We start from the raw sequence: 25,316 nt of genomic DNA, 5'->3' as shown, positions 1-25,316 counted from the left end.
AATCCGACTGACACCCCACCGCGCAATCCCGACCGAACATCTATTCTGGATAACGGTCAACCAAGGGAGAACAACACAGCGGAGGGTTGCTCACCGTGCATATCGCCGACATCACCATGTTCTACGCCCCGGCCAGCGGCGGCGTACGCACTTATCTGGACGCCAAACACCGTCGCCTCGGCGACCGAAACGGAATTCGCCACAGCTTGCTGATCCCCGGCGCGCGCCTGGGTGAACACGACGGCATCTACACGGTTCCCGCCCCCGCGCTGCCTTTCGGCAAAGGCTATCGCTTTCCCCTGCGCCTGGCGCCGTGGCGCAACGTGCTGCAGGATTTGCAGCCGGACCTGATCGAAGTCGGCGATCCCTATCTGACGGCCTGGGCGGCACTGGACGCCCGGCGTCAGCTGGACGTGCCGGTAATCGGTTTTTACCACTCCGACCTGCCGCTACTGGTCGGCAACCGCATGGGGCATTGGGTTACGCCGAATGTCGAGGCCTACGTGACCCGGCTCTACGGCAACTTCGACCGGGTCCTCGCGCCCAGCCAGGTCATGGCCGACAAGCTCACCGGGCTCGGGGTGCGCAATGTCTATGTACAGCCACTGGGTGTCGATCTGCAGACATTCAACCCGGATGCCCGCGACCTGGGCCTGCGCGCCGAACTGGGCATTGCCGAAGACACCCGTCTGCTGATTTTTGCCGGGCGCGGTTCCAAGGAGAAAAACCTCCCGGTGTTGCTCAAGTGCATGCAACGCCTCGGTCCGCGTTATCACTTGCTGCTGGTCGGCTCGTCGATGCCGGCCGTGGTGCCGGACAACGTCAGCGTGATCGATGAGTTCCGCCCGGCGCCCCAGGTCGCGCGACTGATTGCCAGTGCCGACGCATTGCTGCATGCCGGCGATCAGGAAACCTTCGGACTGGTCATCCTCGAAGCCATGGCCTGCGGGATTCCCGTGGTGGCAGTGGCGGCCGGGGCGTTCGAAGAGATCGTCAACGATGCCTGCGGCCTGCTGTGTGCGCCGAACAACCCGCAATCGATGGCCAATGCCGTGCGCGAGCTGTTCAGTCGCGGCAGTGCAACACTCGGCAAACAAGCGCGCCGGCATGTCGAACGGCATTACGCCTGGGACACCGTGGTCGACAGCCTGCTCAGCCATTATCACGCCGTGCTCGGCCATACACTGCCGCGGGTGGCCAATGCTTGAATCGACGACCCGCCCCGCGGTGCTGCTGGTTTTGCACGATGTCGCCCCCTCGACCTGGGCCGATTACCGGCCTTTCGTCGAGGCCGTCGACGCCTTGGGTAACGTGCCGATGACCTGGCTGGTGGTGCCGGACTTCCATCGTCGCGATGCCCTCGCCGGACACCCGCAGTTTCGGCGATTGCTCGACGCGCGCGTCGCCCGTGGTGACGAACTGGCCTTGCACGGCTACTACCATGACGACGGCGAGCCCGCGCCGATCACCCCGCGCGACTGGTTCATGCGCCGGGTCTATACCCACGAAGGCGAGTTTTACCGTTTGTCACAAGAGGCCGCCCGCACCCGCCTGCAAGCCGGCATTGAGCTATTTCAGCGCTACGACTGGCCGCTGCACGGTTTCGTCGCCCCGGCCTGGCTGATGAGCGACGGCACCCGCCGGGCCCTGCGCGAGACGCCGCTGCGCTATACCAGCGATCCCCGCCACCTCTACCGTTTGCCGGACTTCACCGCGATCACCGCGCCGGGCCTGGTCTGGAGCGCGCGCAGTGCCTGGCGGCGCGGCGTGTCGAAAATCGTCAGCGACCAGCGTGAACAGCGCTGGCGTCAGGCACCGGTGATTCGCCTGGGCCTGCATCCGGTCGATATGCGTCACCGTTTTTCCCGCGACTATTGGCTACGCACGCTGCAACGCCTGCTGGTGGAGGGACGCGTGCCGATGACCAAAATCGACTGGCTCGTGCAACAACAGCGCAATCGATCGGAACGTGCCGCATGAAGCGCAGCCTGTTATTGCTGCTCGGCCTGCTGGCGGCCGTGCTGATTCCGGTGGTGCTCGGCGGCGGCGAAACCTGGGCGCGCCTGCAACGGTTTCCACTGAGCTGGCTGTTGATCATGTTTGGCATGATCCTGCTGTGCTGGGGGATCAACACCTTGCGCTTGCGCCTGTTGCTCGGCGATCAGCGTGAGCGAGTACCGCCGCTCAAGAGTCTCGGCGTGGTCATGGCCGCCGAGTTTGCCTACTGCGCCACACCCGGCGGCAGCGGCGGGCCGTTGACGATCATGGCCCTGCTGGCCCGTTGCGGCGTACGTCCGGCACGGGGCAGCGCGGTGTTCGCGATGGATCAGCTCAGCGACTTGCTGTTCTTCCTTTGCGCCCTCAGTGGGATCTTGATTTATGCGTTGTTCCAGCACCTGAGCGATCGCCTGGAGTGGCTGCTGATGGTCAGCGCCGTTTCGCTGTTCGGCGGATTGTTCAGTTGCGTATTGATTGCACGCTACCACCGCGCATTGATTCGCCTGAGCGGACGCGCATTGGCGCAAATGAATGTTGCGGCCCGCACCCGACGCCGCTGGGCACGCAAGCTGCTGCACTTTCTCGCAGCGTTCACCGATACGTTGAAGTTGCCCTGGCAGACACTGGTCAAGGTCTTCGCCCTGACCTGTGTGCACTGGCTGCTGCGTTACAGCGTGCTGTATCTCGCTTTGCGCGGGCTGGGCGCGGAGTTGCAATGGGCCTGGAGCTTTCTGGTGCAGATGCTTTCGCTGGGCGCGGGCCAGTTCAGCCTGTTGCCGGGCGGCGCGGGCGCGGCGGAATTGACATCGGCTGCGCTGCTCGCGCCGATGGTGGGTAAATCCACCGCAGCGGCGGCCATCCTGATCTGGCGGGTGGTGACCTATTACTTCTATCTGCTGGTCGGTGGGCCTGTGTTCGTGTTGATGCTGGGCAAGCCGCTGCTGAAGAAGTTGCTGAAAGTCAGGCAGGCTTCTTAGGTTCGTCCGGCTCTTGCTGAAGCTGCTCCCACAACTCGGCGGCGCCGGGAAACTCGGTGCCGTCCTCGGGGCTCATGTCGTCCGGATCGTAGCGACTGAGGCAACCTTCGCCGAGGGTGGCGGGTGCTTTCGACGTGGCTTTGTCGCGTGGATCGCTCATGGGTTTTTCTCGCGCAGAAATAACAAAGGGCCTGAGCGATTCAACGCCCAGGCCCTTCTTATTTCAAGCACATCGTGTCCGATCAGAACACCACGGTCTTGTTGCCGTGCACCAGCACGCGGTCTTCGAGGTGATAACGCAGGCCGCGGGCCAGCACCATCTTCTCGACGTCACGGCCGAAACGCACCATGTCTTCAATGCTGTCGCTGTGGCTGACCCGGACCACGTCCTGCTCGATGATCGGGCCGGCGTCCAGCTCTTCGGTGACGTAGTGGCAGGTCGCGCCAATCAGTTTCACGCCGCGCAGGGACGCCTGGTGATAAGGCTTGGCGCCGACGAACGAAGGCAGGAAGCTGTGGTGGATGTTAATAACCTTGTGCGCGTATTCACGGCACAGTTCTGGCGGCAGGATCTGCATGTAGCGCGCCAGTACCACCACTTCGGCGTCGTGCTGTTTGACCAGACGCGACACTTCGGCGAAAGCCGGCTGCTTGTCCTGCGGATTGACCGGCACGTGGTAATAAGGGATGCCATGCCATTCGACCATGCTGCGCAGGTCGTCATGGTTGGAGATCACGCAGGAGATCTCGCAGTCCAGTTCATCGCTGTGCCAGCGGTGCAACAGGTCGGCCAGGCAGTGCGATTCGCGGCTGGCCATCAACACCACACGCTTTTTCTGCTCGGTGTCGGTGATGCGCCAGTCCATCGAGAACTCTTCAGCGATCGGCGCGAACTTCTCGCGCAAGACTTCGATACCGAACGGCAACGAATCGGCACGAATTTCGTGACGCATGAAAAACCAGCCGACCTGATTATCCGAGTGGTGGCTCGCTTCGGTGATCCAGCCATTGTGGGCTGCCAGAAAATTACTGACTTTGGCAACGATGCCAACGCGGTCCGGGCAAGATATCACCAGCCGAAAAGTGCGCATGAGGGGGGAACTCCAGAACTTCGCAAAGGCCGCCATTCTAGCGACTGCGCAGGAAAACTGCAGTATCGATGACCGCGGGATGAGCAGCGCTGGGGCTAAGCGACTTTTTGACGCCCTTCATCGTCAAGCCAATGGCGCATGAGGCAGCGACTGATCGCATAACTGTGAATAGGCTGATGACTGGATCACATTATTTAACTGAATAATCAATTCAGCGCTAATTCTCGTAACTAAATTAAATAAAACCTTCGGACAAATGTTTACTTGATGAAACAGCCTGACTATTATTGCGGCACTGTATCCCTGCCGTTCAGCATTCTACAAAAGGTAGTAATCATGTCCTTGATCAACGAATACCGTGCCACCGAAGAAGCCATCAAAGAGCTGCAAGCCCGTTTGAAGAACCTGTCGCAAGACGACAAACTGCAAGCCGAGCTGGAATTCGAAGGCAAACTGCGCACCCTGATGGGCGAATACTCCAAGTCTCTGCGTGACATCATCGCGCTGCTGGACCCGGAAGCAAAAACCAAAAACGTTCGTGGCGGCGCAGTAAAAACTACCGGCACCAAGCGCGCGCGCAAAGTTAAACAATACAAAAACCCGCACAACGGCGAAGTCATCGAAACCAAAGGTGGCAACCACAAGACTCTGAAAGAGTGGAAAGCCAAGTGGGGCGGTGATGTGGTTGAAGGCTGGGCTACCCTGCTGGGCTAAGCCGCAACGCCTGCGCAGCCCCGTCTGCGCTAAAAGGAACGCCAGCATTCGCTGGCGTTTTTTATGCCTGGCGATCGCCCGGACCTCTGTTCGATTTCAAAGATTCAAACGTTTGCGTAATGCCTGGACATAATTCTGCCATTCATTGAGCACCTCTCTCTGCATCGGTGTCGCACTAAGCGCCCATTGCTCGGCGGCCTCGATAAATGCTTTCAAGGTATTTGGCGCGCCCGCTTGCGGGTCCGACAAACGTTGCCGACAGAATATTTCCCAACGTTCTTGCTCTGCCGAACTCAACGTCTGCGCAAAGTTACGCGCTCGATATCGAAAGAGTAATTCGGGCAAACGTTCATCATCGAAAGGCCACTGCTCTTGCGCTAATTGCGCCGGATCCGCCATTCGCACTTGCTCACATAGACGCCGGTCGCGATCACCGATAAATCCGTCGTACAACTGTTGCTCAGGGTCTTCGCTCGGGGTGAAATCTTCACTGGCATAAATGGCTGCAACTTTATCCTTCCAGACTTGTTGTGCGTCAGTTAGCCGCACCGCCCGTTCCTGATAAAGCGCCATGTCCAGCCCCAGGCGTTGCTGGTCTTGCGCGCGCAACACCGACAACGGAGCGACGACCGGACAGCGGTTGATGTGAATCAGCTTGAGCGGCACCGGCAATTCGCCCTCGGCCAATGCCTCGCGACGGGTATACAAGCGTTGACGCAAGGTTTGCGCATCTTCGTCCAGCAGACCCTGCGGGTCCAGGTGCAGGTCGCAGACGATCAGCGCATTGCGGTTCTTCGGGTGCCAGGCGAGCGGCAGCACCACGCCGACGTAGCTGCGGGCGGCCGAGAAGCGCCCGGAAATATGCACCATCGGTTGCAACAGGCGAATCTGGTCCATGACCTTTTGCTTGCTGCGCAACTGGAACAGCCAGTCATACAGTCGCGGTTGTTTCTCGCGGATCAGCCGTGCCAGCGCGATCGTTGCGCGCACGTCCGACAACGCCTCGTGGGCATGCCCGTGGTCGATATGATTGGCGGCGGTCAGACGTTCGAGTTTGAGCGTCACGCGGCCTTCGTCATCTGTTGGCCAGACCAGTCCATCGGGGCGCAATGCATAGGCCGCGCGCACGACATCGATCAGGTCCCAGCGACTGTTGCCGCCCTGCCACTCGCGGGCGTAGGGGTCGAAGAAATTTCGATAGAGGCTGTAGCGGGTCATCTCGTCGTCGAAACGCAAGGTGTTGTAACCCGCGCCACAGGTGCCCGGCGCTGAGAGTTGCGCATGCACGCGAGTCATGAAATCGGCTTCGCTCAAACCGTGCTCGGCGAGCTGGCCAGGGGTGATGCCGGTAATCGCGCACGCGGCCGGGTGCGGCAGGATGTCCTCGCTGGGCTGGCAATAGAGATTGACCGGCGCGTCGATTTCGTTGAGCGCGTGGTCGGTGCGAATGCCAGCCACTTGCAACGGACGATCATTACGAGGATTGATGCCAGTGGTTTCGTAGTCGTACCAGAAGATGGAAGTCACGGGCGGATCCTGAACTTGAGATCGGCGAAGTCTAGGCTTTACAGGGATGCAAGGGCCAGTCTTGCAGACCTCGAACAGCAATTTCTCCAGATTCCTACAGGTAAATACATTTCCCTTGTGGGAGCGAGCCTGCTCGCGAAAGCTTTCTGTCAGTTGCAAATGGGCTTACTGACCCACCGCATTCGCGAGCAGGCTCGCTCCCACAAAGGACGTCTAACTGACGGCGTTACATCCTGTGCAATACATAGTGATGTCGTTTCCCCCCGAGAGGCTGCTAGCATCGGGCTCACTTGCATCCCGAACAGGCGAACATCAGGTAGCCCATGCTCGAACCCACAGCACCGCCAAGGACAGCACCGCTGGATACGCGCCATCAGGTCGAAACGCCGGAGGGTATCGATCTGCCGTTGCGGCCGGCCGGGCTGATGGTGCGCAGCATTGCCTTTGCGATCGATCTGGGTATCCGCGGAGTGATCGCCGGGGTGTTGTTTATCGTCCTGGCGTTTCTCGGCAAGCTCGGCATGGGCCTCGGTTCGCTGCTGCTGTTCGCCATCAGTTGGTGGTACATGGTGCTGTTCGAAGTGCTGCGTCAGGGCCGCTCGCCGGGCAAACAATGGATGGGCCTGCGGGTGGTGCACGATGACGGCACGCCGGTCGGCTGGTCGGCCTCGTTGTTGCGTAACCTGCTGCGGTTCGTCGACCTGCTGCCGTTCGGCTATTTCCTCGGCGCGATCAGTTGCCTGCAACACCCGACTTTCAAACGCCTGGGCGACCTGGCCGCCGGCACCCTGGTGGTCTACAGCGAACGCCCGCTGGCCCGCCCGCCATTGCCTGACGCCGAACCGCGACGCTCTCCGGTGTCCCTCACGCTCGCCGAACAACGCGCCCTGCTCGGTTTCGCCGAACGTCAGACCGAACTGTCACCGGCGCGAGTCAGCGAACTGGCGGCCTTACTGGCCCAGCCCCTGCATATTTCCGCGCCCAAAGCCGTGGCCGAACTCAACGGCATCGCTCGCGGTTTGTTGGGGCCGACATGAAGCAAAGCCTGTTCGAAACCCGCCACAAGGCTGAATGGGAGCGCTTCGCCCTGGCGCTCGAACGCCTTGAACGCGGCAAGGACACCGCGCAGGTGGCCGATTTCCCCAAGGCTTATCGGCACGTGTGCCAGCATCTGGCCCTGGCTCAGGAGCGCGGCTACAGCAGTTTTCTGATCGACTCGCTGCAACAACAAGTACTGCGCGGCCACCAACAGCTTTACCGCCATCGCAGCCATCTGGGCGCTAATCTGCTGGGGTTCATCCTCGCCGACTTCCCGCGACGCGTGCGTCAGGAGTGGCGCTTGATACTGGTCGCGAGCCTGCTGTTCTTTGGCAGCCTGGGCGGTTTCGCTGTGCTGGTTTACCTGTTTCCCGAACTGATCTACAACCTGATCCCGGCCGAGCAGGTGCGCGAAATGCAAGGCATGTACGATCCCGTCGCCGGTCACCTCGGGCGCTCGGCCGAGCGCGCCGCGAGTGAGAATTGGGTGATGTTCGGCTACTACGTGATGCACAACATCGGCATTGCCTTCCAGACCTTCGCCAGCGGTTTGTTGATGGGCGTGGGCAGTGGCTTTTATCTGCTCTACAACGGCATGATCATCGGCGCCGTGGCCGGGCACCTCAGCGAGATCGGTTTCGGCCAGACCTTCTGGTCGTTCGTGATTGGTCACGGAGCGTTTGAATTGCCGGCCATTGCGCTGGCGGGGGCGGCCGGTCTGAAGCTGGGCTGGGCGCTGATTGCCCCGGGACGCCTGCCGCGCGGTGAGGCACTGCGGCTGGCCGCGCGTGCCAGCGTCGGGCTGGTGTGCGGGGCCATGCTGTTTCTGTTGATCGCCGCGTTTGTCGAGGCCTATTGGTCGTCGAAAACCAGTGTCACACCGCTGACCAAATATGCGGTCGGTGGCGCGCTCTGGCTGGCCGTGGCGGTTTATTTGTCGTTCGCCGGAAGGACCCGCCATGCGCCTGAGTGACGCCAGCGTAGTGATCCGCCCGCGCACGACCTGGGAAGCCATGGACCTGGGTGTGCTGATGAGCCAGCAGCATCGCCGTCTGCTGATGACCAGTTGGGCGATCATCACCCTGCCGCTGTTTGCCCTGCTCAGTCTGTTGCTGTGGGATTCGCCGTCGCTGGCGGTGTTTATTTTCTGGTGGCTGAAGCCGACCTATGAGCGCCTGCCGCTGTACATCCTCTCCAAAGCGCTGTTTGGCGAAACGCCGACACTCAAACAAGCCTTGCGCGAGTGGCCACGCTTGCTCCGGCCGCAACTGCTGGCCAGCCTGACATGGCGGCGCCTGAGTCTGAGTCGAAGCTTTGTACTGCCGGTGCTGCAACTCGAAGGCCTTGACGGCGAAGCCAGACAGCAACGGGTGCAGGTGCTGCTGCAACGCAACGGCGGCGCGGCGCAATGGCTGACGGTCATCGGCATGCACCTGGAAACCGCACTGTGGATCGGCCTGATGCTGCTGTTCTACCTGCTGTTGCCCCAGCAGATCGAAACCGACTGGGACTGGCAGTCGCTGCTGTTTGCGGTCGATCAGGACTGGCACTGGCTGGAACACCTGACCAATGCTTTTTATGCGCTGATCCTGGTGCTGTGGGGGCCGATCTATGTCGCCTGTGGGTTCAGCCTCTACCTGAACCGTCGCACGCAACTGGAAGCCTGGGACATCGAACTGGTCTTCCGGCGTTTGCGCCAACGCCTGAATAACGGCGTACTCGGTTTGTTGCTGGCGGCCTGTCTGTTGTTGCCAAACGTGCAGCCGGCGTGGGCCGCCGAGCCGGACAGCGCCGCTGACGCGCCGAACGCGCCGCGCCTGTTGAATCAGCCGCTGAGCAGTCAGGCCTCGCGTGACAGCATCGAGTCGTTGCTGCAACAACCGCCGTTCAAGAACCAGGAAACCGTCACCCGCTACCGCTTTGGCGGCGGCCCGGCGAGCCCGGCCAGGGATGCCCAAGCGGGAGACGCACCGCAGTGGCTCAAGACCCTGCTGGACTGGCTCGACGGCCAACACCTCAACGCTTTCACCAAGGCCATCGAAGTGCTGCTGTGGGCCACGCTGCTTGCCGGGCTGGGCTGGCTGATCTGGCGCTACCGCGACTTTCTCCAGGCCTTCGTCAGCCGCCGCCCGAACCTGCCGAAGCGCAGCCAACGACCAGCGCCGCCACAGGTCTTCGGCCTGGATCTGGGCCGCGAAACCCTGCCCGCCGACATCGCCGCCAGCGCCGAACGGTTGTGGCTGAGCGAGCCGCGTGCCGCGCTGGGTCTGCTCTACCGCGGGCTGCTGAGCCATTTGCTGCATGACTTCGATCTGACGCTCAAACCCGCCGACACCGAGCAGCAGATACTAAAGCGCATCGAACACTTGCAGCGACCGGACCTGCTCGCCTACAGCAAAAGCCTGACCGGCCACTGGCAGAACATGGCCTACGGGCACCGGATTCCGCCTGCGCACCTGCAAGCAGAACTGTGCAACGGCTGGCGTGCATTGTTCGCCAAAGGTCGTGCGCATTGAACCGGCGCACCGCGTGGTGGCTGGGCGCGCTGGCCGTTTTGCTGGTCGGCGGCTTGAGCCTGCTGCTGTACCTCAAGGCCCGGCCGTATCAGCAAGTCATCGATCACGGCCCCTCGCCCGCCGCGCAAGCCAACCCGTATCTGGCGGCCGAACTGTTCTTGCGCGGACGCGGCCTCGCGGTCAGCCACGCCGAAACGCTGGCGGTCTTGCCGCAGACCGATCCCCACGGCCACACCTTGCTGTTATTTGGCGAGCGTGCGCGGATGACGCCGCGTGAGGTCGATCAGGTACTTAACTGGACCCGTGCCGGCGGGCGTCTGGTGTTTGTTGCCGAGTCACTGTGGGATGCGCGCCGCCAACAAAGCCACGACCTGTTGCTCGATCGGGTGCAACTGCAGCAGTCACTGAGCAAGGACCTCAAGGCCCCAGCAGAGGATCTGCAAAAAGATCGCTACCCGGCGCTGACCAAGCTGTATCTGGAAGACGAAGACGCGCCAGCCTACGCCGGGTTCGACACGGATTTTCATCTCGACGATCCGCACAATCTTGCTCAGGCGTGGGCCAACAGCGCCAAGGCCACGCACATGATGCAACTGGCTTACGGCCTCGGCACCATCACCGTAGTCACCGATGCCGAGCTGTGGAAAAACCCGCACATCGGCAAATACGACAACGCCTGGCTACTGTGGTATCTGAGCGCCGACACCGACGTCACGCTAATTTTCAGTACGACGCACGATGGCTTGTGGACGTTGCTCTGGCGCTATTTTGCACAGGCGATGGTTGCGCTGCTCGCCTTGCTCGGCCTGTGGTTGTGGCAGGCCAGCGTGCGTCACGGCCCCGTGCAAATGCCTGCGCCTGCGGGTCGACGGCAGTTGCAAGAACACCTGCGCGCCAGCGCCGACTTCCTGCTGCGCCACAATGGCCAGCGCGCGCTGTTGCAGGCCTTGCAACAGGACGTGCTGCGTCGCGCCCGACGCCGCCACCCGGGTTTCGATCAGTTGAACGTTGCCGAACAATGGCTGGCGCTATCGCGCCTCACGCGCCAGCCCACCCGCGCTATCAGTCAGGCCCTGAGCCCGGTCCGGAACCTGCGTCTGTCCAGCGCCGAGTTCTGCCGTCAGGTGGCCCACCTGCAAACCTTGAGGAACACGCTATGAGTGAACACATCGAGCCCGGCAGCGCCAGTCATGCGGCCCAGCAACGTCAGCGCGCCAGTCAACTGGCGCAGGCAGTGCGCAGCGAGTTGCACAAAGCGCTGATCGGCCAGAGCGCCGTGATCGACGACGTGTTGACGGCGCTGATCGCTGGCGGCCATGTGCTGCTCGAAGGTGTGCCGGGACTGGGCAAGACCCTGCTGGTGCGGGCCTTGGCGCGCTGCTTCGGCGGCGAGTTCGCGCGGATTCAATTCACTCCGGATCTGATGCCCAGCGACGTCACCGGTCACGCCGTGTACGACCTGCAGACCGAGCAGTTCAAGCTGCGCAAGGGCCCGGTGTTCACCCACCTGTTGCTGGCCGACGAGATCAACCGCGCCCCGGCGAAAACCCAGGCAGCGCTGCTCGAAGCGATGCAGGAGCGTCAGGTCACCCTCGAAGGCCGGGCGTTACCGATCGCGCAACCGTTCATGGTGCTCGCCACGCAAAACCCGATCGAACAGGAAGGCACCTATCCCCTGCCGGAAGCCGAGCTTGACCGTTTCATGCTCAAGGTGCGCATGGACTACCCCGACGCGGATCAGGAGTTGAACATGGTGCGCCAGGTCTGTCGTTCGACCCGCGCCGACATGCTCGATGTGCAACCCCTGCGCACGGTGTTGCAGGCCAAGGACGTGCAAGCCTTGCAGCGCATCGCCAGTGACTTGCCGCTGGATGATCAGGTACTCGATTACGCCGTACGACTGGCACGCAGCACGCGCACCTGGCCGGGACTGACGCTCGGCGCCGGACCTCGGGCCTCGATTGCGCTGGTGCGGTGTGCCCGCGCCCGGGCGTTGCTGCGCGGTGGCGAATTCGTGATTCCGGATGACGTCAAGGGCTGTGCATTGGCGGTACTGCGCCACCGCGTGCGCCTCGCGCCGGAACTCGATATCGAAGGCCTGCAGGTCGATCAAGTGCTCGCGCAATTGCTCGACCAAGTGCCGGCGCCGCGCCTGTGAAACCCTCGCGCCTGCTGCTGATCTGGCTCGCCTTGCTGCTGCTCATCAGTCTCGTGCTCGGCACGTTGCAGGCCCTGGGTGCCGAGATCCCGCCCAGCCTCGTTTCAATCAATTGGGGCTTGCTGCTGGCCCTGCTGGCATTGGCGCTGCTCGACGCATTGCGGCTCAAACGGCGGCCCTCGCCCCGCGTCAATCGGCAGCTGCCCGGCAGCCTCGCGCTGGGTCGCTGGGGCGAGGTGCAACTGCAGGTTGAACACGACTTCGCCGCGTCACTCCATCTGCAGCTTTTCGACCATGTCCCGGACGGTCTGAGTTTCGAAAACCTGCCGTTGAACGTCGAGTTGCAGGCCGGGCAATCCAGCCGGATCAGCTACCGTGTGCGCCCGCTCAAGCGCGGTCACTTCTGCTTCGAGCGCTGTGAAGTGAACCTGCCAAGCCCGTTGGGTTTGTGGTCGGGCAAGCGCCTGCTCAGCGTAATCGACCAGACTCGCGTCTACCCCGATTTCGCCCGACTTTACGGCGGTGAGCTGCTGGCCGTTGACAACTGGCTGAGCCAGCTGGGCGTACGCCAGCGGCAACGCCGTGGACTGGGTGTGGAATTCCATCAATTGCGCGAGTTTCGCGAAGGCGACAGCCTGCGCCAGATCGACTGGAAAGCCACCGCCCGCCAGCGCACGCCGATCGCCCGTGAGTACGAGGACGAGCGCGACCAACAGATTATCTTCATGCTCGACTGCGGCCGCCGCATGCGCAGCCAGGACGATGAGCTGTCGCACTTCGATCACGCGCTCAATGCCTGTCTGCTGCTCGGTTATGTGGCGCTGCGCCAGGGCGATGCCGTGGGCCTGAGTACGTTTGCCAGCGATCCACCGCGCCATGTCGCGCCGGTCAAGGGCAGAGGGCAGCTCAATGTCTTGCTCAACAGTGTTTACGACCTCGACAGCAGCCAGCGCGCCGCCGACTATCAGACGGCGGCCAACCAGTTGCTGACTCGTCAGACACGCCGTGCACTCGTGGTGTTGATCACCAACCTGCGCGAGGAAGACGATGACGGACTGCTGAACGCGGTGCAGCGCCTGAGTACCCGACATCGTGTGCTGGTCGCGAGTCTGCGCGAAGCAGCACTCGATACGCTACGCCATGCACCGGTGCAAACCCTGCCCGAAGCGCTGGCCTACTGTGGCACCGCAAGCTATTTGAATGAGCGCGCAGAACTCCATGAGCGATTGAGCGCTCATGGAGTTCAGGTGGTGGATGTTCGGCCTACAGAATTGGGGGCAGAACTGGTGACGCAGTATCTCAGCTGGAAAAAGAGCGGAACGGCGTGATCCCTTTTTGCCCGTGATTCAAGGCAACTCCGAGTCATAAAACTGAAGTCGAAATACTTCCTCATCGAGTTGGTCCCCCTGCTCATCGACAACAGACGCACGAATGATCTTGTAGCCAACCATTCCTTGCGACGAATAACTTTTTCTCACCCATCCATCGACTGTTGAAAATGATGAGCCATCAGGATTGCTATTTAGTACCCAGAGAATTTTTTGGCCCACAATCGGCGTGCCGTCGGGGATCGATACGATCCTGAACGAGATGGGCACAGACTGATTGATCGGATAACTGCCACCGCCCCTGATATCAGTCATCATTCGCTCATGCGCTTTGAGCGTAAAAGGAATTGAACGGACGTCCCATCCAGCCAAGCCCCCCCGGACGACTGCATCGAGAAGACTCGGTTGAACAGCCGAAAGTCGGAATATGACGCTTGCAAAACCTTCGCTATCAGTTGTCGTCGGTGCGATGTCGACTCCAGGGAATGCCCATTCGACGCTGACATTTGCCAAGGGATGACCGGTAATGGCCGACACCACCAAGGCCTGCGCCGTGATCTCTTGACCCGGATAACCGGAGAAAGAGTCGCTGAGCAGTTCTTTGATTTCTCGAGGCTCGTGCAGAAAAAACGGCAACGAAATCGACTCCGAATACTGCTCACCACCCACCGTGGCGGTCAGTTGCGCCGCTCCCGGTGTCGTGGGCACAAACCGAACCCGCGCCTCGCCATGGAAATTGGTCGTGGTGGTCACCTCGCCAAGGTCCGGACTGTGCCAAAGGACCTTCATCCCAGCCATAGGCCTGCCACTGATAGCGGAAACAAGCGTGATCTGCTCCGACACAGCCTCGCCCCACAACAGCGTCTGACTGCTTCGCGAACGCTCCGCAATTTTCACCGTTTGTTCGCCCTGCCCCAGTGACATTGCAATAACAGGAGACAAACGCGCCAACCGAGCAGAGGAAAAGAGCAAGGCAAAACTCCCATCCATGACGTCGCTTGCCTCAAACTGATAGGTCATTCCAGCGCCTGAAAACAACCGGGGTTCACCCAGCCGTGGCTCCTTAAAGCGTATCCCCAGCTCCGTCGGCCCGGTGCCCGTCATTCCCAATGTCAGGTATTGATCAAGCAAGGCGTTGCCATCCGGGGCTCTCACGCGCAGGTTGTGCTGACCATTGCGCCGCGGGAACTCAGTGCTTTGCCCCAACGGCTTGAATGGCCTGGAGTCGAAACTGTATTCAAACCCGGCCCACGGATCCTCCGCCAGCGATACGACTTTCATCGAGCGACTTTCTTCGAAACCGTCATAAGGGCTGCGAATCGACGCGGTCACCACCTGCTCACCTGGGATGTCTGGCACAACGGGAAAACCACTCCAGCCGTCGGCACCCGTCGCATGCTCCTTGGTGTTGCCGTCCACCGTCCATTGAACAGGTATTTGATCCAAAGCCAGATCGGGGAGAAAGGGGGAGCTTACTTTCAGCCACATCCACGCTGGCTCTTGTCCAATGACCGGATCCACCGCGGTTCCGCGCGCGTCCTCAATCGTGATTTTATTGTGGGCCAGAGACATTTTGTTAACGTCGCTCGAGCCAGAGGGACTGGTGAAATAAATATTGAACACCCCGGGGTGCGTACTTTTTGAACAGTCCAGCGTCCAGGAAAACCCGCTGTCATCTACGATATTTACGCTTTTCGGTGGTGGGTTCAATGCGATTCCAAGCTCTTCGGCCGAGCTTCCATTCCATACCAGATCGATGGCGAGACCCACCAAGGGACTCAGCGCATTTGTACGGAAGATATAGCGATGCACAGCGCCAATACACGGAAAGAGCGGCTGCCCTCTCAGGTCGGTCAGTTGATCCAGGACCACGGTCATTTCGTCATGAATGTCGGTTGATAACAGTCGGCAAAAAAACTCTCGATCCACGAGAGTGTCGGTCATCAACTTCACCTCGAAAATACTGCTGGTACTTCCAATACGATCAGAACTGAACGTCCATTCCAGTTCCTCCCCTTCGCGCAATATTTTGGGTACGCCCAGGTCGCCCACCTCCAGACCGATCTCCGGTTTTTCATCCCGCCATTCAAGCGTGATTGCCTGGCCAATCAGCGGGCTGTCAGCAAGCGCGCGGACCGCCAGGATATGCGTCTGGCCCCGCTTGCAAACGATTCCTGCCAGGGTAGGTCGCGCGCCATCAAAGGTGATGATGATCTTGTCCTTCCACTCGTCGTGTTCAAACGCCGTAACAAAAAACACGTGTTCATCTACCGGTCCGCCTTGGTAGGCACTGACCCTTGCGCTGACTGGCTCGTTGTTCAAAGCCGTCAAGGGCTGGTAGTACAGGCTGGCCCAGCCCCCACTGCCGGTACGAGACGTGACAATACTCTCGGGTGTCTGCCAGTCGACCAGCGCATCAATCACTGGCTCACCGGCCCCCTTGTCGGTGACATGCACCACCTGCACCCGCATCAATGTCTTTCCAGAGTCCTCGACTACCGGCGAAAGGTTCGGTCCGCGCGTGTCAACGATCCTGACCTTGTTGCGCGCCAGCGACATGGGTTTACGCGGCGATGGCAACAACAGCTTCGAGCAGACCAGTGACAGTTCAAAGCGGCCGTCGAGCCAGTCCTCGCAGGCCAGCGTCCAGACATTATCGTCCCCATCGAAGGCGACCGGTTGCTTGAGGGGCGGGGCGATCGTGACCTTCAGCTCTTCATGTCCGACGCCGCTCCAGTGCAGCGACAGGGCAGTCCCCAGCAAAGCACTGCCGACCGGCCAACGCACGACGAAGGGATAATCGGTGCCACGATTGGGATAGCCGGTCACATTCCAGAGGGTAACTTGCTCCTCGACAACGCAACGCAACTCGTCCCAGGGATCGGTTTGCAGCACTGTCACGGGAAATTCATGAGTCACCTCGCCACTGGCGTAATAAGGGCTGTCGACCGACGCCGTGATGACAAATTCGCCCGCTTGCTCAGGGACAAAATCGAAGTACACCCAACCCTGTTCATTGGTAGTGCCGGTGCCCAGCAATCCCTGCGCTGCACTCGTCCACCTGACCTGCCGGTCATCAAGCGCCTGACTGGTGTAGAACGAAATGACCTGCACGCCCAACTGGACACTCTGTTTCAATTCCAGAACGGGGTAATAAGCCGCTTTCTGCACGTTGCGGATAGCCAGACGGTGATGTCCCAACGACACATCGATTACATAAGGTTCAGCGTTGTACTGATTAACCAGGCTGATCGAGAAGTCGTGACTTTTTTCTTCACCGATTACCGGGCAATCGAGTACCCAACGCGACGTCAGTTCATGTTCGACGCCCCAATCAGGGGTGGCCTTAACCGCTTCCATCGGGTTACCGTGCTGGATCAAGGCAGTTTTGGTATCCAGCCAGGCGCTGTCTGCCACAGCTTTAACCGACAGATTGTGCGGCATGTAAAGCGGGTTGCCCTGGCCGTTACCAAGCGATGCCCCCAGGCAGAGATACACGGTTGAACCCGGTGCCAAGGTTTGTTCATCCAGATCTATTTCCTTGAGTTCCAATGCCTCCAGCTTCAATTGGAGGTCAATGTGAGTGATGCAGACTGACGAGCGATTATCTGGCGGATCCGCCGGAACACCGTTGACCTCCACGGTTATCTTGTCACCGCTGACCAAGCCAAAAGGATCCAGTGAGGCCTCATAGTAAAGCGGCTCGAAAACCAGCGGCTGCCCCTCCGCCAGGCGTGCCTGATCTTGCTCGGGGTCGCGATCGAGCCCCTCGACAAGTTCCAGTCTCAGCAACTCGTCATCACCATTGAGGATGCGCAAACAGCCTGGTTGTCCCGACCATTGCGCCCCTTTGCGCAGCTCGCACAGAAACGAAAACCGGTAACTCGCGTTGGCAGCGGATGTTTTAGGGAGCGTAATGACCTGAGTGGCCGAGCCCCCGGCATTTAGCTCCATAAATGCGGTTAACCACCCTTCATACATTTCACTGCCCCGGCCGACGATTCCTTTACGCCTCCATTCACTGAGCGCCTCGGTGAAATAACCATTGCGTACCAGACTTTCATTCGCCTGGATGGCGGATTCAGTCATGACTGCTCACTCCTTTGCCGGGCCTATTCAGGCCAGGGGTTTCAGCCTGGGTGACCAGACCCGCGACTTTTTGCTCGAAGGTGGGTTCACCAGGCTTGGCGGTATAGCGAATACGCATAATGATGTCGGGCAACGACTGAAGCATGCCGGCTTGCGGTTGTTTCTTCGGCCAAGGGAAAGTCAGTCTCCAACGAGAGATCACACCAGTGTTTTCAAACGGATTGAGCAACCCTTCATCAGGTTTCACGTGGGTCATGCCGTCGTCGGCAATCCCCTTCGACAACGCGATCTGCTGGGCGCTGCGCAGGTTGATCAGCACATCCAGAGGCGCTACCCCTGAAGGGTCATGCAAATACTGCACAGACTGCGTGGTTGGCCGGGTAGCCGTCATGCTGCTGATCTGGAGCAAGGTCGCCCGCACATCTTCGAACGGTCCGGTCAGCACGGGCAGATCGATCTCTACCGCACTGATCTGCCGGCAGAAATGGCCCGGGTAATCACGATCAAACAGCAGTTGGGTCAGTTTGAATTCGAGCACGCCCGTTTCGCGCAGTTGCTGCAACGCTTGCGCCCAGTCGGCAATGCCGGCTTGACGATCGATCGAATCCTCGAACAACTGCCGCAAGGAGATGGTTTTTACCAATTCCAGGCGCCGCTCCCGGCTTTGCACGTATTTTTGCTCAAGACCCATCATGAAGTGACGCAGTTGGTCACCGGCGGTCAGACCATAGCGGTGATCGAGCCAGACCTGAGGCAAGGGTGCTTGTGCATCGTAGTCTCCGGTTTCGGCAGCCAGCGAGGCCTGAGCGCTGAGGCACAGACTGATGACCGCATCGTAGGCCTGATAATGGAGCGCCTTGAGCTGACCAAGCATCCAGTCAAATAACTCGGCGTTGGCCGCGCGTTTTTTCAGGTAGTTGAACACCGTCAATACCTGGCTGTTGGCCCTCACGGCCTGTTCCAGGCTGGTTCGTGCCGCGCTGACCGCGTGGCCCTGCGCAACAATCTGCGCATCGATGGCACGCACTTCCGCCAACGCCTGATCGCGTTGCAGTGCCCAGTCACCGCGGCGCCGACGGTATCCTTCAGTGGTGGCCTGTCGGTCGGCGTCGATTTGCAGCAATGACGAATTGACCTCCAAGACAAAAGCAGCGGCATCCAGCGTATGCTCGGGTTTGAAGCCGCCATTGGACATGCCAAAGATTTTTGGCAACGCCGCGACGACGCCTCCTGCGGTTTTCAGGATCGTGGATTGCAACGCCAGAGATTTCGACTGGCTCAGGCTCGCCATGACCTGATACTCGATGGCAGAAACGTTTTCGTCGTAACGCGCTGCGTAAGCGCTGGCCCGCTCTTGCGCCAGTGCCCGGTTCTGCTGCAGCGCCGTCACAGAGGCCTCCAACTGGGCAATGGACTGTTCCTGAACCGTCTGGGCATAGTGACCCAGTTCGACCAGATGACTTTGCTGCAACTCTTCCTGTTCGGCGCGATCGCGGCGCTCCAGCAGACTGAGTACCTGATTGCCGTACTCCTGTAATGCCTGCACCGCTCGCAATGCGACTTCGAATGTCACGCGCCAACGGAAAGCATTGACCACCAGTCGCCCGCCCATCGGTCTCGGCCCGGCCGCGCCACCGGCCGCCAGATCGCGCAGCAATTGATTCGGGTCCGTGGGCGGACTGAACAGCAGAATGTACAAGGGCGTGCCGTCGAGAGTGAGATTGTTACGCAAGTTATGCAGCCGAAGTTCAGGCGCGGCAAACAGGTCAAGCAGCCTTTGATTGATGGGAATTTTAAAGGGCTCGCACCCCAGCAACCCGAGCATCGGCGGTATGTCGGAGGCGGCGGGATAGTCCTCCAGACTGAAGTCCAGCTCCTGTTCCAAGGCTTCGAGCCAGGGCCGCGAGGCGCTTTGGGCCAGGAGGCTTGCAACCGTGTCGGTTTTCCAGCGGGTGGCCGTGTTGGCGGTAGGCGCCTTGCCCATCAGAAAGCCGGCCTGGACGTAGCACAATTTGGCCGCCACCAGACTGTCACGGGTCAGTTGCCGGTAATACCAGTCGCCCCAGGCCATCAGGTTTTTCACGTATTCGGTGAACATCAGGATCTGGAAATGCGCCGGCGCCGCATAGCCAATAGCATCCGGATCCGTGGGGTTCTGGCTCTCACACCCAGGATCCCCGGAACCCTTTTTGACGTCCAGAGGCCGGCAACGCCAGTACGCTGGTTTCGGATTGGGAAAGGCTGGATCGTCGAGCGGGTCGGCAGGCGCCTGGGGATCGAACACGTAGTGTAGCCAGCGTTGCGCTTCCCGGAAGCGATCTTCCTCGCGCAAGCGCGTCGCCATCAAATGCGGCAGGTGAAAAAACAGCTCATAGAAGCACAAACCATTGGCGCCGTTGAAGGCACCATCGGGTTCATCGACACTATGTCCGACCGGCGCAGGCTCCTGAATGAACTGCAGGTGCCAGTCCAGTACAGCATCGACGGAAATATGCGAACTGCGCACCAACTCCGAGCCAAACAATGAGTTGAGCCGGACAAACTTCAGCTTCAGCTTATCCTGATTGAAGGATAGAAACTGTGCAGCATCGACGCTGTTTTTGTGCAGCGTCACTGGGACGAAGTCCAGCAGATCGATGACCGTCAGATCAAACAGCTTTACTCCCAGCGCGGCAGTGGAGGATCCAAATGAAAAAGTGCTCGGATTCGGCCATGTGCCTTTGTCCCGCTTGAAGGTCAGCGGCTCGGTGACCCAGCCGCCCGCCTGATCGAAATTTATCTTTATCGGTGCCGGGTCTCCACCCGCTGGCAGCAGCAGCAGCTCGAGTGTCAGCTCTTGCTGCCCGGAGGGAAGCCCCGTAGGCCAGCAAAAACCACGCACGGTCAGTACATCTTTTTCAAGCTCCGCAACCTCATCAAATACCCGCAGAGCCGTCACTTGCAGACCCAGGTACGGTGTGAGGCTACCCGCAGGCTTCGTACGGGTTATCACCGGCACTTGACTGTTCAGCGAATGTTGCACGGTTTCGCGACTGATGAATCGATTCAACGCCTGCTCCAGCCAGTCGCCGGGATCATAGGGATCGGGGCGCATCAGCACGTCGTAAACCGCATGCACCCTGAAGTCTGCAAGCTTTACCTCAGTAAACCTGCCCGTCATCAAAATACCCAGCTTGCCCTTGGGATTCAGGTAATCGATGCGCACGCTCGCAATCAAGCGTGTGCCCGGCGCAAGTGCATGATCGTGCTCCGAGCTGTGAACATTCAGCGGCGGCGACCATTGGCCATTCTGCGTCTTGAACGCCAGGTTGATATCCAGTTTGTACGGGACAGAATCCGTCTCTTCCCGAGCGATGACTTTGTCGCGCCACTGCGCCCAGACCAGGCACAGGCGGCCATTCCAGAACACCGGGCGGACATCCAGCACCTGGTCGGCAGTCGGGATATCCACCGCTTGCCATTCACTCCAGGCCGCCGGACTGACCACCGTGCTGGTGGCACCCAGTTCAATCTCGGCCTTGCGCCAGAAATACTGGAACGGCTGCACTCGCTGGCGCCCGACAAAGTAATAATCGGCTCTGGCAGGCGTCGCCCCGTCCATGTAGCAACTGATCACGTCCAGGTCGCAGGTTTGCTCGAATTCCTGCAGATATTCCTGCAATGCCGCCTGCACGGAATCGTCGCTCAAGCGCGCCTGGTTGAGGTTGTTTTCCAGATTCTTGAACAGGCTGGTCTTGCGCAGACGCACAAACGGATTGATGAAGTTTTCCGGGTAGCACGCAATCATCTGCACTGCTGCCCAGTCGGGGTAGTTGTTATAGAGTTCCCATTCGAGCAAGTGACGCTTGTCGAACTCCTGCTTCTCAAATCCGGGTTCCAGCTTGCGATAGACCGCATGGATGTACTGCTGAGCACAACTCGTTGCTTCGGCCACCCACGAACTCTGCACCTGGTAAGTATCCAGCGGATCCATGCGCAGCAATTCGAACAGATCTGCCGGCGTTCTCAGGAAAGGATAATGATCTCTGCCCGCTCTGCCGATGCAATATTCAAGCAGCGCCGAACGGCGTTTTTCCAGCAGTCCGGTAATGTTATTCACTGTCATGATCCAGCTCCTGGGGTATGACCCGAAACAAACATTTGTCAGGCGATCGCGCTTACTCGGGGTTCGACGGAGCGTCGAATTTGATGGGGTCGACGAAATCTCTTTCGGCGTCACCCGCCTGAGTGCGGACTTTAAAAGTGAACGTGCCGCCCGACGCGCTGGATACAAAAACCCGCGTGAGTCCCTGGTGATCGGTGAACCCCTGCGATGGCCGGATCGTTGCGCCATTGAGTGTTGAAGGCGGAGTGCTTTTCCAAAACCATTCCACCAGCGAGTTTTGCCCGCGGTTCCCATAGTCGTCTTCCAGCACCGCGTAGAGTTCGACTTCCTGCCCGGCAGGCACGTCCGTCAAAGGAGTCGGCGACAGTTCGGCAAGCGGAAAAGAGAACGAAGAGTGATCGGTGGTGATCTCGACAGGCGGCGCGTACTGCGGCTCGAACAAGTCCAGCCATAACAGTGGCGTGTCAATGCCCATGATCTTGCCGGGGGTAAACGTGGCAAGCAGTACTCCGTCCAGGTCGGTGTGGCCGGTTGCAATCTTGCCCAGAGCCGCCCGCCAGTAGACGCTGACACCGCTTAGCGCCTTCCCCGCGGCGTTTTTGAGGGTCACTTTATAGGTGACTTTTTCCCCTGGCTTGTTGGCGACGACGGTACTGTCACCCATCACCTCGCAGACGATCGTGACCAACGCGTTGAGATCACCCGGCACTGGCATCAACGGTGCTCGCGCACCGGACGCGCCCAGCAGAGCAAGTTCGGCGGCATCGGCATAGGCTTGTTTGTCAATGGACTCGGGCAAATTGCCGATCAGGAAAATCGTCAGTGCATCCATGCCGGTTTCGCGGGACAGTTCTAGAACACGTATCAGAAAATCGAGCTGAGTGAGGCTTTTCAATACTTTGAGATCGGTGGAATCGATGCGGCTGACACACTCGCGCACCTCCTGCACGCTCCAGCCAAAAAAGTCAGCCAGCTTGATCGCAGCTGCCTGCCGCGCCAGCGCAGCGGCGTCACCCGTGACATACGGCAGCGCATTGACCTGGCGCAGGTAATCCAACAGTTTCTGCGCCGGCTGGTCGCCCAGGGCGAAAGCACGGGTGAGTGTCGTCAGGTAATAGAGTGTGCGTATCGTCAACGCATACTTGTCCGACTGATCGAGCCAGGCGAGATAGCCGTAATCCAGATAGTCCTGCAACAGCTCGGCACTGAGTTCAAGCGTCAATACCACCTCGCTGCGTCGGCGCACTTCAGCCAACAGGTCGAGCAGCTTATTGGCATTGCGGCCAGAATTGCGGCCCGAGCCCACGGAACTCATCCCCACCTGTTCATGCACAAGGCTAAGGAATTGAGGAACAGTAGCCTGTGCCCAGTACAAAATCGGTATGGCTTGCTCCACTCCCACTTCGGCATACACAGCCAGGGTCTCTCTGACCAGCGATGTCTGAGCATCGCGCATCTGCACCACCACGCTGACCATGATGTCGATGATGCTCTGACGCAGGATCGTATCGCTGAGACCCAAGGCATTGTCGACCGCCCAAGTGACTTTCGAGCGGACGATGGACAGGAAGTCCTCGGATGTCCCCTCCAGGTGCAATACCACGCCATTGGCGTCGACAATCGGGTTCAGGCCATCAGCGGATGTCGCTAGAAAATCGAGCCAGTCGGCAGCACCGGCCCGCGGTACACCAGCCATCAGGAATACGCTGTTGGATAACAGGGTCGTTGGCAACAAATTGCGAACCTGCTCGAAAAACTGCAGGTCCTGTGTGGTGGGTTCCAGCGCCGGTTGCGCCGCAACGGCGTGTTGCAGCACCCACAACACTGTCAAGTTGCCTTGCGCGCACCACTGCACGAAACTTTGCATGGCTTCGATCAGTTCCAGCGCATCCGGCAAATCCGCCGGCTCATCGTAAATGACAGGAATGCCCGCGAAGCGCTCAAGCCAGGCATCCCCGCCCAGCAGCGACAGCATCAGCGCACCTTCGACCGGTGTGATGTTCAATAGCCGGGGCAGTTTCACCAGACGGTAAAAGCTTGAAATGATCGGCAGAGCGCGCGGCAGTGTATCGGTCAGGCCGTGAGCCCGGGCCACGGTGGCTGCGAGGAAGGAGTAAGTCTGCAGGTCGATCGCCAGGCCGCTGCACAGCTGGCTGACCGTCAAATCCACCTCGCCCGGCGTCGGCGTCACCGCAAACGTACCGTTGTCGAGCTTTAAGGGCTCGCGATAACCCGCTTGATTATTGTAGATCTGGTCAAACGAGGAGAGCGATTCGCCCCGCCCGTAAACCGACAGATCACCGATAAACGCCGCGAAGTCCGCGGCCGGGCAGTCGTAGCGCTCGCGCAACGTCTGAAATAGCCCCAAGGCATGCACGGCGCCGCTCGATATATCCAGATCGAGCGGAAGAAGTTTCGGTGAATTACCAAGCGCTGTTGCCCTGATGGCTGCCACCAATACAGCATCCACCTGGTCGAATGGTAGTCCGATCCAACTGGCCAGTCGCACCATTTGGTTTATCCGGTCATAGCGATTGAAACCGATTTCCTCGTCTGGACTTTCGGTCAATCGATGGAACGATACGATCTCGTCGTCAATCCGCACCGCAGGTGACGTGCCGTTGTTGATGTAGACCGACCCTGAACGTTCACTTTCCAGAGCCGAGGGTTTCTGATCCGCAAATTTGACATTGGGTGAGCGCACCGGGGAAAAGTCTCGAATAGACAGCAAGGCTTCGATCTGCGAGCTGTCAAGCTTGGTGCGCTCGCCCAGAAACGCCACCTGGCGGAGATTCGCGTACTTCTGGAGATTGTCGGTACCGAAGTTTCGGTTATAAAAAAGCTCCCGATCGTCAAACTGCTCACGCGCCTCCGTGAGCAATTGCCGCTGATAGGGCCCCAACCGCGTCGCATGGGCGAAACCGGCGCGGGTGTTGGGGCCACGGGCGTTGGCCTGAAGAAAATAGGGAAAAGTCAGGTCAGTCCGGTGCTCGAAATCCCCCACCGACAAGCCATGTGACTGCGCAATGCTGTCAATCGTGACCCAATGCTGGTAGTACGGCAGACCATTGGGATAGCGCGCCTCGATCAATCCATCTTCTATCGACACGGTTTCTGCGGACTCTGTATTTTCGTCGATGAACGCTTCCATTACTGCCACGATGATGTCGACCGACGAAACCGACTGATAGACCGCGTTGTAATCGACATTCAACGCCAACAGATCGGTGCGGCGACTGTGCAGCCGATACTTTTCTTCCGGGCTCTTGTTGTCGATACGGTCGCGAATCCACCGTAACAAGTCAATCAGATAGGCCACCGGCGAAGTGATCGACTCCAGTGCGTCCGGCGGGCACAGCAGCGCGAAATCGGTGCCGATCAAGCCTTGATAATCGGGGCCATCAACCATTGAAAGCAAACCGCTGCCATTGCGTGATACGGCGGTCTTGCCAGTCAGTGTCTGCTCGATGAACTGTCGGCGCAGATACGTGGCCATACTGTTGGCCCCGCGCGCGAATCGCTGCGCGGCATCCAGGTCGAGCTGATAATCGCTCCTCAGACCTCGGGCGCCCTTCTCCGCCAAAGGGAAAATCGATCCACCGTTTTTCAGGTAAGCCTTGAGTTTCGCCAAGCCGGCGTCATGGATCTGTTGTTCCTCACCAAACAATTCAGTAAACAGTCGAAGAGCGGGACGACGCGGATCAGCCATGATCAGATTCCTTGAGGCAGCAACTGGCCCTGGCGGCTTGACGTTGCGCGTCAGGCTGCCTGTTTC

Annotated in this window: 16 protein-coding genes; 10 read left to right on the top strand and 6 right to left on the bottom strand. The window is 59.7% G+C overall.

Features of this window, described 5'->3' with window-relative positions; all coding sequences use genetic code 11:
- Nucleotides 1–116 precede the first annotated feature (116 nt).
- Genes HU765_RS15455 through HU765_RS15445 form a run of 3 tightly spaced genes read left to right on the top strand, consistent with a single transcriptional unit; the run spans nucleotide 117 to nucleotide 2,975 of the window.
- Nucleotides 117–1,208 (top strand): glycosyltransferase family 1 protein, encoded by a 1,092-nt coding sequence (locus tag HU765_RS15455; protein ID WP_186621581.1) that lies wholly within the window; start codon nucleotides 117–119, stop codon nucleotides 1,206–1,208.
- The gene (locus HU765_RS15450; RefSeq protein WP_186621538.1) at nucleotides 1,201–1,980 is read left to right on the top strand and encodes a DUF2334 domain-containing protein; all 780 of its coding nucleotides are present in this window, start codon (nucleotides 1,201–1,203) and stop codon (nucleotides 1,978–1,980) included. Before HU765_RS15455 ends, HU765_RS15450 begins: the two co-directional genes overlap by 8 nt.
- Nucleotides 1,977–2,975: a lysylphosphatidylglycerol synthase transmembrane domain-containing protein gene (locus tag HU765_RS15445; RefSeq protein WP_186550516.1), complete on the top strand. Its 999-nt coding sequence runs from the start codon at nucleotides 1,977–1,979 to the stop codon at nucleotides 2,973–2,975. Before HU765_RS15450 ends, HU765_RS15445 begins: the two co-directional genes overlap by 4 nt.
- Here the strand turns inward: HU765_RS15445 and HU765_RS15440 are convergent.
- Both HU765_RS15440 and purU read right to left on the bottom strand, forming a co-directional pair.
- Nucleotides 2,959–3,135, bottom strand: a complete 177-nt coding sequence (locus tag HU765_RS15440) for a hypothetical protein (RefSeq protein ID WP_186550514.1) — start codon at nucleotides 3,133–3,135, stop codon at nucleotides 2,959–2,961. The genes HU765_RS15445 and HU765_RS15440 overlap by 17 nt on opposite strands.
- 82 nt (nucleotides 3,136–3,217) lie before the next feature.
- Nucleotides 3,218–4,066, bottom strand: a complete 849-nt coding sequence (gene purU / locus HU765_RS15435) for a formyltetrahydrofolate deformylase (RefSeq protein WP_186550512.1) — start codon at nucleotides 4,064–4,066, stop codon at nucleotides 3,218–3,220.
- A gap of 336 nt (nucleotides 4,067–4,402) precedes the next feature.
- Between purU and mvaT the strand changes: the two genes are divergently transcribed.
- A complete protein-coding gene (gene mvaT / locus HU765_RS15430) occupies nucleotides 4,403–4,780 on the top strand; it encodes a histone-like nucleoid-structuring protein MvaT (RefSeq protein ID WP_186550510.1) in 378 nt (125 codons plus the stop codon).
- 96 nt (nucleotides 4,781–4,876) lie between these two features.
- Here mvaT and sbcB read toward each other — a convergent pair whose 3' ends face one another.
- A complete protein-coding gene (gene sbcB, locus HU765_RS15425) occupies nucleotides 4,877–6,307 on the bottom strand; it encodes an exodeoxyribonuclease I (protein WP_186621537.1) in 1,431 nt (476 codons plus the stop codon).
- Between the two features lie 323 nt (nucleotides 6,308–6,630).
- On the opposite strand from sbcB, the gene HU765_RS15420 reads away from it, so the two are divergent.
- Genes HU765_RS15420 through HU765_RS15395 form a run of 6 tightly spaced genes read left to right on the top strand, consistent with a single transcriptional unit; the run spans nucleotide 6,631 to nucleotide 13,347 of the window.
- The gene (locus tag HU765_RS15420; RefSeq protein WP_186552232.1) at nucleotides 6,631–7,344 is read left to right on the top strand and encodes an RDD family protein; all 714 of its coding nucleotides are present in this window, start codon (nucleotides 6,631–6,633) and stop codon (nucleotides 7,342–7,344) included.
- Nucleotides 7,341–8,318 carry a stage II sporulation protein M gene (locus HU765_RS15415; RefSeq protein ID WP_186621536.1) on the top strand — a complete coding sequence of 326 codons (978 nt, stop codon included), beginning with the start codon at nucleotides 7,341–7,343 and terminating at the stop codon, nucleotides 8,316–8,318. The genes HU765_RS15420 and HU765_RS15415 overlap by 4 nt, the downstream gene beginning before the upstream one ends.
- Nucleotides 8,305–9,861, top strand: coding sequence for a DUF4129 domain-containing protein (locus tag HU765_RS15410; RefSeq protein ID WP_186621534.1), 1,557 nt, complete (start codon nucleotides 8,305–8,307; stop codon nucleotides 9,859–9,861). The genes HU765_RS15415 and HU765_RS15410 overlap by 14 nt, the downstream gene beginning before the upstream one ends.
- Nucleotides 9,858–11,021, top strand: a complete 1,164-nt coding sequence (locus HU765_RS15405) for a DUF4350 domain-containing protein (protein ID WP_186621533.1) — start codon at nucleotides 9,858–9,860, stop codon at nucleotides 11,019–11,021. Before HU765_RS15410 ends, HU765_RS15405 begins: the two co-directional genes overlap by 4 nt.
- A complete protein-coding gene (locus HU765_RS15400; protein ID WP_186621532.1) occupies nucleotides 11,018–12,019 on the top strand; it encodes a MoxR family ATPase in 1,002 nt (333 codons plus the stop codon). Before HU765_RS15405 ends, HU765_RS15400 begins: the two co-directional genes overlap by 4 nt.
- Entirely contained in the window at nucleotides 12,016–13,347 is a 1,332-nt protein-coding gene (locus tag HU765_RS15395) for a DUF58 domain-containing protein (protein ID WP_186621531.1), read from the top strand. The genes HU765_RS15400 and HU765_RS15395 overlap by 4 nt, the downstream gene beginning before the upstream one ends.
- 18 nt (nucleotides 13,348–13,365) lie before the next feature.
- Here the strand turns inward: HU765_RS15395 and HU765_RS15390 are convergent, their stop codons facing one another.
- Genes HU765_RS15390 through HU765_RS15380 form a run of 3 tightly spaced genes read right to left on the bottom strand, consistent with a single transcriptional unit; the run spans nucleotide 13,366 to nucleotide 25,250 of the window.
- Nucleotides 13,366–17,436, bottom strand: coding sequence for an Ig-like domain-containing protein (locus HU765_RS15390; protein WP_186621530.1), 4,071 nt, complete (start codon nucleotides 17,434–17,436; stop codon nucleotides 13,366–13,368).
- The gene (locus HU765_RS15385; RefSeq protein WP_346727531.1) at nucleotides 17,429–21,655 is read right to left on the bottom strand and encodes a neuraminidase-like domain-containing protein; all 4,227 of its coding nucleotides are present in this window, start codon (nucleotides 21,653–21,655) and stop codon (nucleotides 17,429–17,431) included. The genes HU765_RS15390 and HU765_RS15385 overlap by 8 nt, the downstream gene beginning before the upstream one ends.
- The gene (locus HU765_RS15380; protein WP_186621529.1) at nucleotides 21,594–25,250 is read right to left on the bottom strand and encodes a Tc toxin subunit A; all 3,657 of its coding nucleotides are present in this window, start codon (nucleotides 25,248–25,250) and stop codon (nucleotides 21,594–21,596) included. Before HU765_RS15380 ends, HU765_RS15385 begins: the two co-directional genes overlap by 62 nt.
- Between the last annotated feature and the right edge of the window lie 66 nt (nucleotides 25,251–25,316).

The sequence above is a fragment of the Pseudomonas sp. SWRI81 genome (assembly GCF_014268545.1).
GTDB classification, from domain to species: Bacteria; Pseudomonadota; Gammaproteobacteria; order Pseudomonadales; family Pseudomonadaceae; genus Aquipseudomonas; species Aquipseudomonas hamedanensis.
The sequence above is the reverse complement of the archived record's forward strand: the minus strand, read 5'-3'. Positions and strand labels throughout refer to the sequence as shown.

What these genes read in the sequence shown, in the direction of transcription:
- mvaT (WP_186550510.1), top strand. Translation starts at nt 4,403, where the DNA reads ATGTCCTTGATCAACGAATACCGTGCCACCGAAGAAGCCATCAAAGAG.
- HU765_RS15450 (WP_186621538.1), top strand. Translation starts at nt 1,201, where the DNA reads ATGCTTGAATCGACGACCCGCCCCGCGGTGCTGCTGGTTTTGCACGAT.
- HU765_RS15445 (WP_186550516.1), top strand. Translation starts at nt 1,977, where the DNA reads ATGAAGCGCAGCCTGTTATTGCTGCTCGGCCTGCTGGCGGCCGTGCTG.
- HU765_RS15390 (WP_186621530.1), bottom strand. Translation starts at nt 17,436, where the DNA reads ATGACTGAATCCGCCATCCAGGCGAATGAAAGTCTGGTACGCAATGGT.
- HU765_RS15420 (WP_186552232.1), top strand. Translation starts at nt 6,631, where the DNA reads ATGCTCGAACCCACAGCACCGCCAAGGACAGCACCGCTGGATACGCGC.
- HU765_RS15455 (WP_186621581.1), top strand. Translation starts at nt 117, where the DNA reads ATGTTCTACGCCCCGGCCAGCGGCGGCGTACGCACTTATCTGGACGCC.
- HU765_RS15440 (WP_186550514.1), bottom strand. Translation starts at nt 3,135, where the DNA reads ATGAGCGATCCACGCGACAAAGCCACGTCGAAAGCACCCGCCACCCTC.
- HU765_RS15400 (WP_186621532.1), top strand. Translation starts at nt 11,018, where the DNA reads ATGAGTGAACACATCGAGCCCGGCAGCGCCAGTCATGCGGCCCAGCAA.
- purU (WP_186550512.1), bottom strand. Translation starts at nt 4,066, where the DNA reads ATGCGCACTTTTCGGCTGGTGATATCTTGCCCGGACCGCGTTGGCATC.
- HU765_RS15415 (WP_186621536.1), top strand. Translation starts at nt 7,341, where the DNA reads ATGAAGCAAAGCCTGTTCGAAACCCGCCACAAGGCTGAATGGGAGCGC.
- HU765_RS15410 (WP_186621534.1), top strand. Translation starts at nt 8,305, where the DNA reads ATGCGCCTGAGTGACGCCAGCGTAGTGATCCGCCCGCGCACGACCTGG.
- HU765_RS15380 (WP_186621529.1), bottom strand. Translation starts at nt 25,250, where the DNA reads ATGGCTGATCCGCGTCGTCCCGCTCTTCGACTGTTTACTGAATTGTTT.